Below are 13,719 nucleotides of genomic sequence, written 5' to 3' on the forward strand. Positions count from 1 at the left end.
TGGGCCGCCGAATGACGTCGTTCACCACGTCGCTGGCGGCCTACCGGGACCGGCGAATCCTGTTCGTCCTGCTCCTGGGCTTCTCCAGCGGCCTGCCGCTCCTGCTGGTCCTGTCCACGCTCAGCGCCCGGCTGCGTGACGCGGGGGTAAGCACCGCGACGATCGGCCTGTTCGCCTATGTCCTCGCACCCTACACCTTCAAGTTCGCCTGGGCGCCCCTGGCCGACCGGCTGGTCGTGCCGGGCCTCACCCGGCTGCTTGGCCGCCGCCGCTCGTGGCTGCTGGTCACCCAGGCCGGGCTGATCGCGTCGATCGCCCTGCTCGCCCGCACCGATCCCGCCGACGACACGTGGGCTGTGGCGATGGCGGCGCTCGCGGTGGCGTTCTTCTCCGCCAGCCAGGACATCGTGATCGATGCCTGGCGGGTCGAGATCCTGCCCCAGGAGAAGCTGGGCGCCGGAGCGGCCGTGGTGGTGGTGGGCTACCGGCTCGGCATGTTCGCGGCAGGCGCCGGGGCCTTGTTCCTGGCCGACCGGGTCGGCTGGACCGGGGCCTACACCGTCATGGCGGCCCTGGTCATGGTGGGCGTGCTGGCGGCGCTGTTCGCGCCCGAGCCCGAGATCCCGCCGGAACCGGATGGGCCTGCGCACGGCTTCGCCAGCTGGATCGCGCGCGGCGTGGTGGCGCCCTTCCGCGACTTCTTCGTCCGGCGCGGCGTCGCGGTTGCCTGCGTGATCCTGGTGTTCATCTCGCTCTACAAGGCCTCGGACGTCATGCTGACGCTGATGGCCAACCCGTTCTATCTCGATATCGGCTTCACCAAGACCGAGATCGCCGAGGTATCCGGGACGTTCGGCCTGTTCGTCGGCCTGTTCGGCGGCGTGCTGGGCGGGGCGGCCGCCTACCGGCTGGGGCTTTTGCGCGCGCTGCTGGTGACCGGCTTCCTGCAGGGAGCGTCCAACCTCGCCTTCGCCTGGCTGGCGGTGACCGGCCCGGTCAAGTCGGCCTTCTACCTGGCGATCCTGGTCGAGAACCTGACCGGCGGGATGGGGACGGCGGTGTTCGTGGCCTACCTGTCCTCGCTCTGCACCACCCATTTCACCGCAACCCAATACGCGTTGCTGACCTCGTTCATGCAGCTGTTCGCCAAGTTCGTGATGGTGCCGTCCTCGGGCTTCATCGCCGAAGCGCTGGGCTGGCCGGGCTTCTTCGTGCTTTCCGCCCTGTTCGCCCTGCCCGGCCTGTTCCTGATCCTGTGGCTGCGCCGGCGGGTGGGGGTTGCCGACCGGCCGCCACCGGCGGCAGTCAGTTCCGGATGATCACGCGGCAGTCGCCGCCGTCCTGCTTCAGCCCGGCGCACAGTTCCTCCGCCTCGCCCCGCACCAGGAACGGACCGACCAGCAGCCGGTAGAAGCGGCCCTTGCCTTCGATGTCGACATAGGTGGTCGGCAGCCGGTCGACGCCGCCCAGGCGCTCGTGGCGCTGGCGCAGGTCGTTCCAGGCGGCATCCAGGTCGGCCTCGCTGCGCAGGGCCATGAGCTGCACCGCGAAGCTGCGCTCGCCGCCCGTGGCCGAGGGCTCGCCGGTGCGCTGCTGGATCGAGCCGGCGGGCCGCATCACCGGGACCGCTGCCGAGGCCGCCTTGGGCGTCGGTGGCGGCGCCACGGCGGTGGTGGCCGGGGTGTCGTCGGCCGTCGCGGCCGGGGAGGGCTGCGCCGGTGCCGTCCTGACGGCTGCCGGACGCGCCGGCGGCGCTGCGATGGCCGGTGCCGGGTCGGGCATCCCGCGCATCCGGACTTCCAGGTCCCGCATCTGCCGGGTGACCGGGTGGCGGTCGCCCAGCGCGCGCTCGGACACGAAGGCGGCCCGGGCGGCCAGGGCGCGCGCGATGTCCATGTTGCCGGCTGCGGCTTCCGCCAGGGCCAGGTTGTAGGCGGCCCGGGCTGTGTCCGGATGGTCGTTGCCGCGGGTGTTCTCCACCATCGCCAGGGCCTGGCGATGGGCGGACAGGGCGGCCTCCGGATCCCCCTTGGCCGCCAGGACCAGCCCCAGATTGTTCAGGGTCGCGGCAGCGGCCAGCGAATCAGGCTCGTCCTGCCCCTGGTCGATCGCGTAGGCACGTCGCAGCAGCTTCTCGGCTTCATCCAGGTCGCCCCTGCGACGAAGTGCTTCGGCAAGGTTGTTCAGGTCGAGCGCCAGCTCCGGCGACTGGTCGCCAAAGCGCTGCTCGGACAGCTCGGCGGCGCGGCGCAGCTTGGGTATGGCGGCATCCAGATCGCCCTTGCGGTACAGGTCCACGCCCTGCAGATAGGCATCGATCAGCGGATCGTCCGCGCCCCGAACGCTCGTCGACGTTGACAGGAACAGCACTGCCATCGTTACCAGGATCGACGTGGCGCTGGCGCAGGCCCGCCGAATGGTGTGTGCTTGCTGGTAATGCCGCACCAATGGAACCCCGCGCGGAAAACATGTCGACGGACGATCACTTGTGCCCTCAGTCAGCCTAGCCCGGATCGGCCGCGATATCAGCCTCGGTATCGTGACGCTGGTCCTGCTCCTGGCCGGTACGGCCGCAGCGCAGGAGCGATCGATCGAGACCTGCCGCACCGAGACCCGCAATCCCGAGCTCCGGATCGAGGCCTGCACGACCGCCCTGACTGAGCTGAAGCCGGATGCGCGGGCCACGAGGGCGGAGCTGTTGCGCTACCGGGCGCTCGCACGCCGGGCAAGTGGCGCCGTGGACGAGGCGCTGGTCGATCTGGACGAGGCGATCGAGCTGCAGCCGGACCATGCCGGCGGCTGGCTGATCCGGGCGGCGATCCGCCAGGACCTGGGCCGGATCGATGCGGCGCTGGAGGATGTCGAGCAGGCCCAGGCGCTCAGCCCGCGCTCGCCGCAGGTCTGGCGGCGCAAGGGCGTGCTGCTCGACAACAAGGGCGAGTTCGACCAGGCCTATGCGGCGCTGAACCGGGCCCTGGAGCTCGACCCCCGCTATGCCGAGGCGTTTTTCGACCGCGGCGACCTGCTCCGGCGGGAGGGCTATCTGGTCGAGGCCATCGAGGACCTGACCACCGCCGTGGAGCTGCAGCCGGGCATGGCGGCGGCCTGGAACGCCCGTGGCAGCACCTGGGCGACCCTGGACGACGACAAGCGCGCGCTCTCCGACTTCGACCGGGCGATCCAGCTGCGCCCCGAGTTCGCGGCGGCCTATGTCAACCGGGCGTCGATCCGCTGGCGGCTGGCCGATACCGACAACGCCCTGATCGACTACGGGCGGGCCATCGAGCTGGACCCCACCAACGTGGATGCCTGGCTCAACCGCGGCCGCGCCTTCGAGGCGTTGGGGCGGGTCGAGGAGGCCCGCCACGACATGGAGATGGCGACCGCGCTCGGCGCCAGGCGGCGCGCCGCCGAGCAGGACGCGGAGCGGGTCGGCAGCAGCGACGGCGGCCCCGCCCGGGAGGGCGCCTTCTACGTCACCAGCCGCGCGGTCAACTATCGCCTGGGGCCGAGCACCCGCGCCAACCGGCTGGGCAGCCTGGGCCGCGGCGAACGGGTTCAGGTGGTGGGGCAGCGCGAGAGCTGGCTGGAGATCGTCACCCCGGACGGCGGACGGGGCTTCGTCTGGCACGAGTTCCTGGATCTGGACGAGTGAACCGGCCCGTCCTCGATCCGGCGCTGCCGCGCCGGGCCCTGGTCACCGGCGCCGCGCGCCGGCTCGGCCGGGCGATGACGCTGGCCCTGGCCGAGGACGGCTTCGATCTCGCCCTGCACGTCCGCCGGACCGATGCGGACGCCACCCGTCTGGAACAGGAGATCCGGGCCCTGGGCCGTCAGGCGGTGCTTCTCGAGGCCGATCTGGGCAATCCCTCGGCCGCCGGAACGCTGGTCAATCGGGCAAGCGAGCGGCTGGGGCCGCTGGGCGTGCTGGTCAACAACGCGGCGACCTTCCCCGACGACCGCCTCTCGGACCTGCAGGCGGCGCAGGTCGAAGCGGTGCTGCGGGTCGATCTGGTGGCCCCCCTGATCCTGACCCAGGCCTTTGCCCGGCAGATGCCGGAGGATGCGCGGGGCATCGTCGTCAACATGCTCGACCAGCGCGTGCTCCGGCCCACCAGCCGTCGCCTGTCCTATACCCTGGCGAAGTCCGCGCTGTGGACCGCAACGCGGATGCTGGCCAGGGAGCTGGCGCCGCGCATCCGGGTCGCAGGGATCGGCCCCGGCATCGCGATCCGCGACCCCGACATGGACGAGGCCACCTTCGAGCGGCTCTCCGAGCGGGCGCCGCTGGGATGGACCGGGAACGCCGAGGAGATCGTGGCGGCCCTGCGCTACCTGATCGGGGCCGGCTCGGTGACCGGGCAGATGCTCGTGGTCGACGGCGGCATGCACCTGGCCTGAGTCTCGCCCCCGTGCCGGCGGAGAAACTGGGAGATCAGCCCGCCCGGCGGGTCGCCACCTGCAGCCAGGGCAGGCACAGATCGGTGGCCAGCGCGTAGCCCAGCCCGGTCTCGACCGCGGCGACGCCGATCCGGCGGGCCCGCTCCATCCGCTGCGCGTCGTCGGCTCCGGTCGCGACCGTGTGGATCCCCATGCGCCGGGCGAGCCCGGCCACGCCTTGGAACAAGGCAAGCCTCGCATCACCCCCGGCCGGGTCCAGCGCCTCGGCACAGAACCGGACGCTGGCCGGCTGCAGCATCGTGAACAGGCCGACCGCCATGGCGCCCGCGCCGAACTGGTCGGCCGCGATGGGAATGCCGGCCCGGGCAAACGCGGCGGCACCCTGTCCACCGGTGGCGGCGTCCTCGATCAGGACCTGCTCGTCGATCTCGACCTCCATTCGCTCGGGCGGGATCTCCTGCTGCCGAGCATCCCCGGCGATCCGCTCGGCCAGACCTGCCCAGGCCAGGCTGCGGCGTGACAGCATGGGGATCGAGATCCGGACCCGGTCGTAGCCGTGGCGGCGCCACTCGGTGAGCTTGGCCACCGCGCCCGCGAGCAGCCGCTCGGTGAGCTGGTCGACCAGGCCGGCTTCCTCCACCAGCGCGCGCATCGCCAAAAGGTCGAGGGTGCCGTTGCGCGGATGGCGCCAGACCGGACGCAGCCCCACCGTGACGCGGTTCGCGTCCAGGCCGACCTGGGGCCGCAGGACATAGGTGACGGCTCCGCTCGGAAATGCGGCCGCCAGTTCCTCCGCCTCCGGACAGGCCAGCGGCCGGCTCTCGTCGTGCCAGCAGCAGCCGCTGCCCTCGGCGCGCTTGGCGCGGTACATGGCGGCGTCGGCCAGGCGGATCAGCCGCGGCGCGTCCTCGGCATGGTCGGGAAAGATCGCGACGCCGATGCTCGCGGTCACGCGCGCCGGCTGTCCGTCCAGGTCGATCGGCGGCCGGATCGCCTCCAGGATCTTGCGCACCACCACGGCGGCGTCCTCCGGGCGGACGATGTTCGGCAGCAGCACGCCGAACTCGTCGCCGCCCAGCCGGGCGACGGTGTCGCTCTCGCGCACCCGCGAGCGGATCCGCTCGCCGATCCGCCGCAGGAGCTCGTCGCCGCCCGGATGGCCGAACCGGTCGTTGATCGACTTGAAGCCATTCAGGTCGATCTGCAGGAGCGCCAGCTTGCCGCCGCCGCGCCGGGCGAGGGTGAGGGCATGGTCGAGGCGGTCGCGGAACGACACGCGGTTCGCGAGGCCGGTGAGGTCGTCGCGCCGGGCGGCCTGGTGCAGGCGGCGGTCGCGGGCGTCGCGGGTCAGGGCGGTACGGATCGCCCGGTCCAGGGTCTGCGGGTCCAGGTCGGCCGCTTCCAGCACGTCGGCCGCGCCAAAGGCCACAGCCCTTTCTACGGCCTCGTCATCGACGCCATCCGCCGCCAGCAGCACGGGCGACGGGAAGGCGGCGGCGCGCAAAGCGGTGATGCTGGCCAGTCCCCGGCTCAGATCCGGATCGGTCGCGACCACGACCGCGTCGCAGGGCGTGGGATCGGCGCGGAAGTTGAGCGGGATCTCGGGCAGCCATTGCGACGCGTACCGGTTCGGGCCGGCCCGCTCCAGCAGGCTGCGCAGCGCTTCCACCGTGTCCGGATCGTCGCCCAGGAGCAGGATCCGCAGCGCTTCCTGCCGCTCGCTGCCCGGGCTGGCGGTGACCCGGGCCGCCAGGCCCGCCACGTTGGCGGCGCGAGCCGGGATCTTCGGACCGCGCCAAAGGCCCGGAACCTCGAAGAGCCCGGCTGGCGGCTTGTTGCGCGGACCGTTGTCCTGAACCATGCCGCATCCTGACACACGGAGATGGGGTGGGACTTCGGTAATGCAGCCAGGTGCACAGCACAAGTGTAAGTTGATTTAGGTTGTGTCGAAATAAACCTACAGAAGAAATAGTCGCGATCAGCGGATCGCCAGCTGCTCCGGGAAGCTCCGGGGAGCCGGATCGACCACCTGCAGCGTTCCCTGGTTCACTTCCAGCACCGCCAGGCCCCGCTCGCTGCCGCCGTCGGGGAGCAGGCGGAACACGCCTGCCCGGCCGAGGAAGCCCTGCCTCTCCTGGAACTGCTCGGGTCCCAGCGGTCCCAGCCGCGAAAGCCCGGCCACCATCGCGGTGGTGTCGTAGGCCAGCACCGCCAGCGGGCTGGGCGTCCGGCCGAACATGGCCTGGAACCGGCGCGTGAACTCCTCGGTACCTTCCGGCGAGGGGCCGGCGAGCCAGGCTTGCTGGAGCTGCGGGTCGACCATCGCCGCCGGATCATCGGCGAACCGCATCGTGCCCAGATGCTTGATCGCGCGCGGGTCGACGTCCTGGTAGGCCAGCAGCGAGGCGACCGCCCGCAGCCGCGCGCCGCCATCGGCAATCAGGATCGCCGAGGTGGGGGCGGACGGCACCTCGACGCGGGGTTGCTCGCCGGTGACACCCAGGCCCGTGGCGATGCGGCGCACTGCCTCGGTCGGGGTGCTCTCGGTGGGCGGGTAGGTGGCGACATCGACCAGCTGGACATTGCCGGTCGAAGCAACCGCCTGCTGGAAGGCCTGGATCGCCTTGCTGCCATAGGCGTCCGCCGGCGCCAGGGCCGACATCCGGGTGATGCCGTTCTGCGCGGCGAATCGGACCACCCGCTCGATCTGCTCCTCCGGCTCCAGGCCCAGAACCCAGACACCCGGCCGGGCGACGCTCGAATCGTTGGAAAGGGACAGGACGCCCACCCCGGCCTCGGTCGCGAGCGGGGCGATCGCCTCGGTGGAGCGGCCGAACAGCGGACCGATGATCACGTCGGCGCCGCTTGCGATGGCGGCGCGGGCGGCGACGGTGGCGCCCTCGGGCTCGCTGCCGGTATCGAACGGCAGGAGTTCCAGCTGGTTCTGGCCGGCGTCGAACAGCGCCATCTGGGCGGCGTCCATCAGGTCCTGGCCAACGGCCTCCGCCTGGCCGCTCATCGGCAGCAGCAGCGCGGCGGTGGGCGGCCCCACCGGCTCCGGCGGCGGCACCGGAGCCGCCGGAGCCGGTTCGGCAGGCCGCCAGGGAACCTGCCGTTGCGGCGCACAGGCCGCAACGAGCATGATGCCGGCCATCAGGATCGTGGTGGCAAGCGTGGTCGTCTTGGCTGGACGCATCCGACGATAACCTCGAGCACGGAAGGACAGGGCGAACGTGGCGGACGAACCGGAGGACGAGTTCGACGAGGGGGAAGCTAGCGGAAGCAGCGGCAATAGAGAACTCGCGCCCGGCCTCTATGTGGTCGCCACCCCGATCGGCAACCTGGGCGACACCACTGCCCGCGCCCGCGAGGTCCTGGCGGGGGTCGACCGGATCCTGTGCGAGGACGCGCGGGTGTCGCGGCGGCTGCTGGGCCATCTGGGCCTGAACCGGCCGATGCAGCCCTATCACGAGCACAATGCCGAGGCGCTCCGGCCGCGGATCCTGGCCAGGCTCGCCGAGGGCGCGCGGCTGGCGCTGATCTCCGACGCCGGCACGCCCCTGGTGTCCGACCCGGGCTTCAAGCTGGTGGGTGCCGCCATCGCCCAGGGCAGCAACGTCGTGCCCGTGCCGGGTGCCTCGGCGCTGCTGGCGGCCCTGGTGGTGGCGGGCCTGCCAACCGACCGCTTCTTCTTCCAGGGCTTCCTGCCGCCCCGCAGCGCCGCGCGCCGAGCGGTGCTTGCCGAGATCGCGCCGGTGCCGGGCACGCTGGTGATCTACGAGGCGCCGCACCGGGTGGCGGAGACGCTGGAGGATGCGGCCGAGGTGCTGGGCGGGCGCCAGGCCGCGGTTTGTCGCGAGCTGACCAAGCGGTTCGAGGAGACCGTGCGCGGCACGCTTCCGGAGCTCGCGCGCCATTATGCCGAGCAGGGCGCCCCGCGGGGCGAGATCGTGCTGGTGGTGGGGCCGCCGCCCACCGGACCGGTCGCCGTGGACGACGCCACCCTGGCGGCGGCCTTTGCCGAGGCGGCCGCGAGCATGGCGCCGCGCCAGGCCGCCCGTTTCGTGGCCGCCCGCTTCAACCTCGACGCCAACGAGGTCTACCGGCGGGTCGCCCGCCGCGACGGCGCTTGAGCGCCGACCGGACCGGCCGGCGGGCCGAGGCCTGGGCGGCCTGGTGGCTGCGGCTCCAGGGCTGGCGGATCCTGGAGCACCGCTTCCGCTGCCCGGTCGGCGAGATCGACCTGGTGGCGAAGCGGGGCCGGACGGTGGCCTTTGTCGAGGTGAAGGCAAGGCCGAACTCGGCCGCCGGCCTGGAGGCGCTGCAGCCCCGGCAGCAGCGCCGGCTGCGGCGCGCCGCCGAGTTCTGGCTGACCCGCCATCCGGCCGGCCCGGAGCAGACGCTGCGCTTCGACCTGATCGTGGTGCGGCCCTGGCGGCTGCCCCTGCACCTCGTCCATGTCCAGGCGGATCACTGACCGCCCAGCAGGCCCTCCAGCAGCTTGCCGGCATCCTTGGGGATCAGCCCCTCGCCGTCCTTGCCGCCGCCCAGCTTGTTGACCTGGTCGATGACCTTGTTGACGGTTTCCGGATCCTTCGCCAGCTCGCGCAGCGCCGCGTCCACGTCGATGCTGACGTTCGGTGAGGCGAACGGGCCGGAGATCAGCACCGGCACCATCGGCAGGTTGCCGAAGTCGCCGCCCTGCCCCTTGGACGCGGCCGGGATGAGCCGCATGGTCTCGATCCGCTGCTCGCCAAGGTTCAGCCGGCCGCTGCCGGTGACCTGGGCCACCGGCGTCTGCACCGAGATGTCGTCGGTGGTCGCGATGCCGTTGGCGATGTTGAAGCTGGCGCCGGCGCGCCCGATCTGGGTGCTGCCGCCCCGCAGGCCGCCCTGGGCGAGGGCAGCCGCGATCTCGACTGGATTGCCGGAAAGTTTCGACAGGTCGAAGCCCTGCAATGTGCCGTTCAGCAGCTTCACGTCGGCCTTGCCGTCCAGGCCGCCCAGGAGGCTGCCGACGGTGCGGCCGTCGCCGGTGACGTCCAGGTTCAGGGCCACCCGCCCGTCCAGCCGCTCCTCGTCCGCGAGGTCCTTCAGGAGCCGGGCCACCTGCAGCCCCGACCCGGACAGCTTGACCGCGAGCCTGGGCACACCGTCCGCGTCGGCCGCCGTGTTCGCGCGGCCGGTGATCTTGCCGCTGTAGGCCTGCATCTCCTGCAGGTCGAGCAGCACGTGGTTGGCCCCGGAGGTGGCGTGCAGCCGGGTTGGGCCGACCGTCACCTGCGGCGCCTGGATCCCCTTGGCGCTGACCGTCATGTCCAGGTCGACCGGCAGGGAGGTTGGCACGTTCAGGGGCATGTCCATCGGGATCGGCCCCGCCGGGCTGCTCTCCTGCGCCTGCGCCTGCGGCGCCGGGTCGGAGCCCGCCGCCGGCGCATCGGCGGGTGCTGCCGCCGGCTCGGGCGCGCTGTCGCCCGGCATCAGCTTCGCAAGCTCGATCACCCCGGTGGTCAGGGTGCCGCTGAGCTTCGGCCGCTCTCCGCTGCCGTCGAACCGGATATCGCCGCTTGCCTGGAGCAGGTCGCTGCCGATCTCGGCATCGCTGAAGCTGACGGTCTGGCCGTCGACGTCCAGCTTGCCCGACACGACCAGCTGCGTCGGCATGGGCGCCGCTGCCGGGACGTCCACCTCCAGCCAGTTCAGGGCCTTGCCCATGTCGGGCATCTCGACCCGTACCGTCCCCGAGGGGGTCGCGGACAGGATGCCTTCCATGCTGGCATTGATCGGCCCGGTTAGCTTGACGCTGCCGGGGCTGCTCATCTGCGCAATCAGGTCGCCGACCTTCTGCACCAAGAGGTCCAGTTCGACCGTCTCGCCCCGGACATCGGCGCTGCCGGTCAGCGAGCCCGGGCCCTGCAGGTCGTCCGCCTTCAGGTCGAGGTTGATGTTCTCGACCCGCTCGGTCATGCCGGACTGCGCGTTGGCGTAGTCGACCACACCGTCCACGACCCGCACCTCCCCCAGCGCCAGGTCGGGCAGGCCACCGAGGCCGCCGCCGGAGCCGCTCTCCTCCCCTTGGCCGGGCTGCTCCTCCCCCGGGGACATCTGCCAGTTGCCCTCGCCGTTCTCGTTGACCCGCAGGTTGGCCACCGGCGCGTCCACGACGAAGCGCTGCACCTCGATCGTCCCGCTCAGGAGTGGCAGCGCCGCGACCACGGCCTCCAGCCGTTCGACCTGCAGAAGGGGCGTTTCGTCCTCGCCGAACCGGATCCCCTCGGCGACCAGGCGTGGGGTCGGGATCAGCGACAGCGACACATCGCCTTCCACCGCGAACGGGCGGCCGGTCGCGTCGCGGACCACTTCGGAGACCTTCGCCACCAGCCAGTCTCGGGGCACCAGGAACGGCGCCAGGACCACGGCGACCAGCAGGAGCCCCACGACGCCCAGGACGATCAGGAGTATGCGCATCATCGCGATCCCTTGCTGCCGGCACCTGGCCAGACGCGTGCATGGCGGAGGAGCTTGACCGTGAGGGTCGGCAGCGCCAGCTCCCCGAATTCTTCAGGCGCGGCCCAGATACCGCCGGCGCCTGTCCCCCTCAACCTACCACGCAGAAGCCGTATCGACAGGTCCAGATGGGTGAAGAGGTGGCGGACTTCGCCGGGCAGGGCTTCCCAGTGGGCCTCGCCAGACGCCGCCCGGCGTATCTCCGCCTCGTCCGGAGGGGCCGGCTGCCAGGGGGTGGAAGGGATCTCCATCATGCCCGCCAGGATCCCGCTGTCCGGCCTGCGGCGGAACAGGATCGCCCCGTCGGACCGCTCCAGGACAAAGGCGACCGCGAAGCGGACCTCCCGTTCCTTCTTCACCGGCCGTCCCGGATAAAGCTCCGGCTGGCCCGACGCGAAGGCGGCGCAATGCTCCTGCCACGGGCAGAGCAGGCAGGAAGGGGCCCGCGGCGTGCAGACCAGGGCGCCAAGCTCCATTAGGGCCTGGGCCACGTCGTCCGGCCGTGCCGGATCGGCCAGCGTGTCGGCGGCAGCCTGCAGCTGGCGCGCCGCCCCGGCAGGCGGAAGCTCCAGCCCGATCAGGCGGCCCAGCACCCGTGCCACGTTCGCGTCGACCGGCACCACCGGCTGGCCGAATGCAATCGCGGCAACGGCCCGGGCGGTGTAGGGGCCAAGCCCCGGAAGCTGCAGCAGGGTCGTCAGGTCGGGCGGCACCGCGCCGCCATGCTCCGCGGTCAGCGCGTCGGCGCACGCCTTGAGCGCCCGGGCGCGCCGGTAATATCCCAGGCCCTGCCAGGCATGCAGCACCTCGTCCATGGACGCGGCCGCCAATGCCGGGGGAGTAGGGAAGCGGTCCAGGAAGGCGGAGAAGCGGCCCTTCACGGTGGCCACGGTCGTCTGCTGCAGCATGATCTCGCTGACCAGCACCGCCCAGGCATCCATCCGTGCGCCGGGCAGGGCCCGCCAGGGCAGCGTGCGTCGGGCCCGGTCGTACCAGGCCAGCAGGTCCGGCAGGGGTGCTACCGGCACCGATGATGCGTCCATGCGAATTTCGAGACCCAAGCAGCCCAACTCCTGCTTTTTCCTGTCGCATTCGCTGTGGCATGCTCCAACCCGTCGAGCCAGAGCGCTATGATGGCCACGGGGCATGGCGGCCATGCCCGGACCCCCCACCGACGGAGCTGACGTGCGGCTGCGCAAGAGCCATAGCCTGAGCGAGTATGTCGATGCGGTGATCGGGCCGGCAGCCCGCCGGCGCGGCCTGGCGGCGACGACCCTCATCGCGGACTGGCCGCTGGTCGTGGGCGAGCGGCTGGCCACGCGTTGCCAGCCGGTCCGGCTGACCTTTCCGCCCGGCCGGCAGAGCGGCGGCACGCTGGTGCTGCATGCGGCGGCGTCCGCAGCCCTCGACCTGCAGTTTTCCGAGCGGCAGGTAGTCGAGCGGGTGAATGGCCATTACGGCTTCGGCGCCGTGGCCCGCCTGCGGATCGTGCAGGCGCCGCCGATCAAGCCGGTCCAGCGCCGGCGCCAGGCGCCGCGCGCCGCTCCGAACCCCGAGCAACTCGGCCGGATTCAGGAAGGCACCAGGTCGGTCGCCGATCCGCAGCTGGCGGCGGCCCTGGTCCGGCTGGGATGCGCCGTCCTGGCCGAGCAGGGAGGCCGCCGTTGAGATTGTTCGCCCTGCCGCTCCTGCTGGCGGTCCTGGCGCTGTCCGCCTGCGCCGGCAACATCCCGGGCCTGTCCGGGATCACCGCTCCCTCCGTGGCGCCCGCCGACCTGGAGCACGCCCGCAGCCTCGCCGACAGCGGCGACCGCACGGCGGCCCTCGCGGCCTATGCCGAGCTTGCCGAGAGCGGCGACCCGGTGGTGCTCTACGAATATGCCCGCGTCATGGAGGATGGCCCGGACGCTACCCCGACCGACCGGGCGCGCGCCCTGGATCTCTACCGGCAGGCTTCCGAGGACGACCTGATCGACGCGCAGCTGCGGCTGGCCAACCTGCTCTACCTGGGCGAGGGCGGCGTGCCGCGCGACCTGGTGGAAGCCGCGAAATATTACGACCGCGCCCGCACTCTGATCGAGCCGCGCGCCGAGGCAGGCGACGCCCAGGCCCAGGAATGGATGGGCGACCTCTACCGCGAGGGCCGCGGCGTCGGCCAGAACGGCGACTATGCCGTCTACTGGTACACCCAGTCCGCCCAGGCGGGCCGGGTCAGCAGCTACGTGAAGCTCGCCCGGATGTTCGAGCGCGGCGAGGCCGGCGTGGACGTCAATGCCGAGCAGGCCCTGCGCTACTACGAGCTGGCCGGCCAGAACGACGACGCCCAGTCGCTGTTCACCATCGGCAAGCGCTATGCCGACGGCGACGGCGTGACCGTCGACAAGGCCCGGGCGGTGGAACTGTTCGAGCGTGCCGCCGACGCGGGCGACGTGCGCGCCTATGCCAGGCTGGGCGACCTCTATTCCGACACCTCCGCCTGGCCGACCGATCCGGCGCAGGCGGCGGTCTGGTACGAGCGCGCGGCGGGCGTCGGCGACGAGAAGGCGATGTACAAGCTGGCCGACCTCTACGACCGGGGCCGGCTCGGCCCGCGCGACCAGGTCGCCGCCTATCGCTGGTACCTCCTGGCGGCGCGCAACGGCCATCCCCGTGCGCCCGAGCGCCTGGACCGGCTGACCGCCGCCTTGAGCGATTCGCAGCGGGCGGAGGCGCGTGCGGCCGCCGATGCCTGGGCCATGCAGCGGGCGAGCCTCACGCCTGGAACGTGAACCGCTCGTCTTCCGCTCGCCTGCCGATTATGGAATAGACGGA

At 71.9% G+C, this 13,719-nt stretch carries 12 protein-coding genes; 7 read left to right on the top strand and 5 right to left on the bottom strand.

Annotated features, from left to right (window positions below; translation table 11 throughout):
* The first annotated feature begins 11 nt into the window (after positions 1-11).
* Positions 12-1,319, top strand: a complete 1,308-nt coding sequence (locus GEMRO_RS0109060; protein ID WP_027133727.1) for an AmpG family muropeptide MFS transporter — start codon at positions 12-14, stop codon at positions 1,317-1,319.
* Here GEMRO_RS0109060 and GEMRO_RS0109065 read toward each other — a convergent pair.
* Positions 1,306-2,376: an SPOR domain-containing protein gene (locus GEMRO_RS0109065; protein ID WP_027133728.1), complete on the bottom strand. Its 1,071-nt coding sequence runs from the start codon at positions 2,374-2,376 to the stop codon at positions 1,306-1,308. The two genes, GEMRO_RS0109060 and GEMRO_RS0109065, sit on opposite strands and share 14 nt — an antisense overlap.
* A 163-nt stretch (positions 2,377-2,539) precedes the next feature.
* On the opposite strand from GEMRO_RS0109065, the gene GEMRO_RS0109070 reads away from it, so the two are divergent.
* A complete protein-coding gene (locus GEMRO_RS0109070; protein ID WP_027133729.1) occupies positions 2,540-3,655 on the top strand; it encodes a tetratricopeptide repeat protein in 1,116 nt (371 codons plus the stop codon).
* Positions 3,652-4,401, top strand: a complete 750-nt coding sequence (locus tag GEMRO_RS0109075; protein WP_035484997.1) for an SDR family oxidoreductase — start codon at positions 3,652-3,654, stop codon at positions 4,399-4,401. The genes GEMRO_RS0109070 and GEMRO_RS0109075 overlap by 4 nt, the downstream gene beginning before the upstream one ends.
* A gap of 34 nt (positions 4,402-4,435) precedes the next feature.
* Here the strand turns inward: GEMRO_RS0109075 and GEMRO_RS32550 are convergent, their stop codons facing one another.
* The gene (locus tag GEMRO_RS32550) at positions 4,436-6,262 is read right to left on the bottom strand and encodes a diguanylate cyclase domain-containing protein (RefSeq protein ID WP_027133731.1); all 1,827 of its coding nucleotides are present in this window, start codon (positions 6,260-6,262) and stop codon (positions 4,436-4,438) included.
* A 117-nt stretch (positions 6,263-6,379) separates the two neighbouring features.
* Positions 6,380-7,597, bottom strand: a complete 1,218-nt coding sequence (locus GEMRO_RS28615) for a penicillin-binding protein activator (protein WP_051328872.1) — start codon at positions 7,595-7,597, stop codon at positions 6,380-6,382.
* 37 nt (positions 7,598-7,634) lie between these two features.
* Between GEMRO_RS28615 and rsmI the strand changes: the two genes are divergently transcribed.
* Together rsmI and GEMRO_RS0109095 are read left to right on the top strand one after the other, a co-directional pair.
* A complete protein-coding gene (rsmI, locus tag GEMRO_RS28620) occupies positions 7,635-8,534 on the top strand; it encodes a 16S rRNA (cytidine(1402)-2'-O)-methyltransferase (RefSeq protein ID WP_051328873.1) in 900 nt (299 codons plus the stop codon).
* Positions 8,531-8,878 (top strand): YraN family protein, encoded by a 348-nt coding sequence (locus GEMRO_RS0109095; protein ID WP_027133732.1) that lies wholly within the window; start codon positions 8,531-8,533, stop codon positions 8,876-8,878. Before rsmI ends, GEMRO_RS0109095 begins: the two co-directional genes overlap by 4 nt.
* Here GEMRO_RS0109095 and GEMRO_RS0109100 read toward each other — a convergent pair.
* Positions 8,872-10,872, bottom strand: coding sequence for an AsmA family protein (locus tag GEMRO_RS0109100; protein ID WP_084506743.1), 2,001 nt, complete (start codon positions 10,870-10,872; stop codon positions 8,872-8,874). The genes GEMRO_RS0109095 and GEMRO_RS0109100 overlap by 7 nt on opposite strands.
* Positions 10,869-11,951 (bottom strand): A/G-specific adenine glycosylase, encoded by a 1,083-nt coding sequence (locus GEMRO_RS0109105; protein WP_027133734.1) that lies wholly within the window; start codon positions 11,949-11,951, stop codon positions 10,869-10,871. Before GEMRO_RS0109105 ends, GEMRO_RS0109100 begins: the two co-directional genes overlap by 4 nt.
* Before the next feature lie 142 nt (positions 11,952-12,093).
* Between GEMRO_RS0109105 and GEMRO_RS32555 the strand changes: the two genes are divergently transcribed.
* Positions 12,094-12,576 carry a DUF721 domain-containing protein gene (locus GEMRO_RS32555; RefSeq protein WP_205624937.1) on the top strand — a complete coding sequence of 161 codons (483 nt, stop codon included), beginning with the start codon at positions 12,094-12,096 and terminating at the stop codon, positions 12,574-12,576.
* On the top strand, positions 12,573-13,676 hold the full coding sequence (locus GEMRO_RS0109115) for a tetratricopeptide repeat protein (protein ID WP_169728348.1): 1,104 nt from the start codon (positions 12,573-12,575) through the stop codon (positions 13,674-13,676). The genes GEMRO_RS32555 and GEMRO_RS0109115 overlap by 4 nt, the downstream gene beginning before the upstream one ends.
* Positions 13,677-13,719 lie beyond the last annotated feature (43 nt).

Source organism: Geminicoccus roseus DSM 18922, from assembly GCF_000427665.1.
Taxonomy (GTDB): Bacteria; Pseudomonadota; Alphaproteobacteria; order Geminicoccales; family Geminicoccaceae; genus Geminicoccus; species Geminicoccus roseus.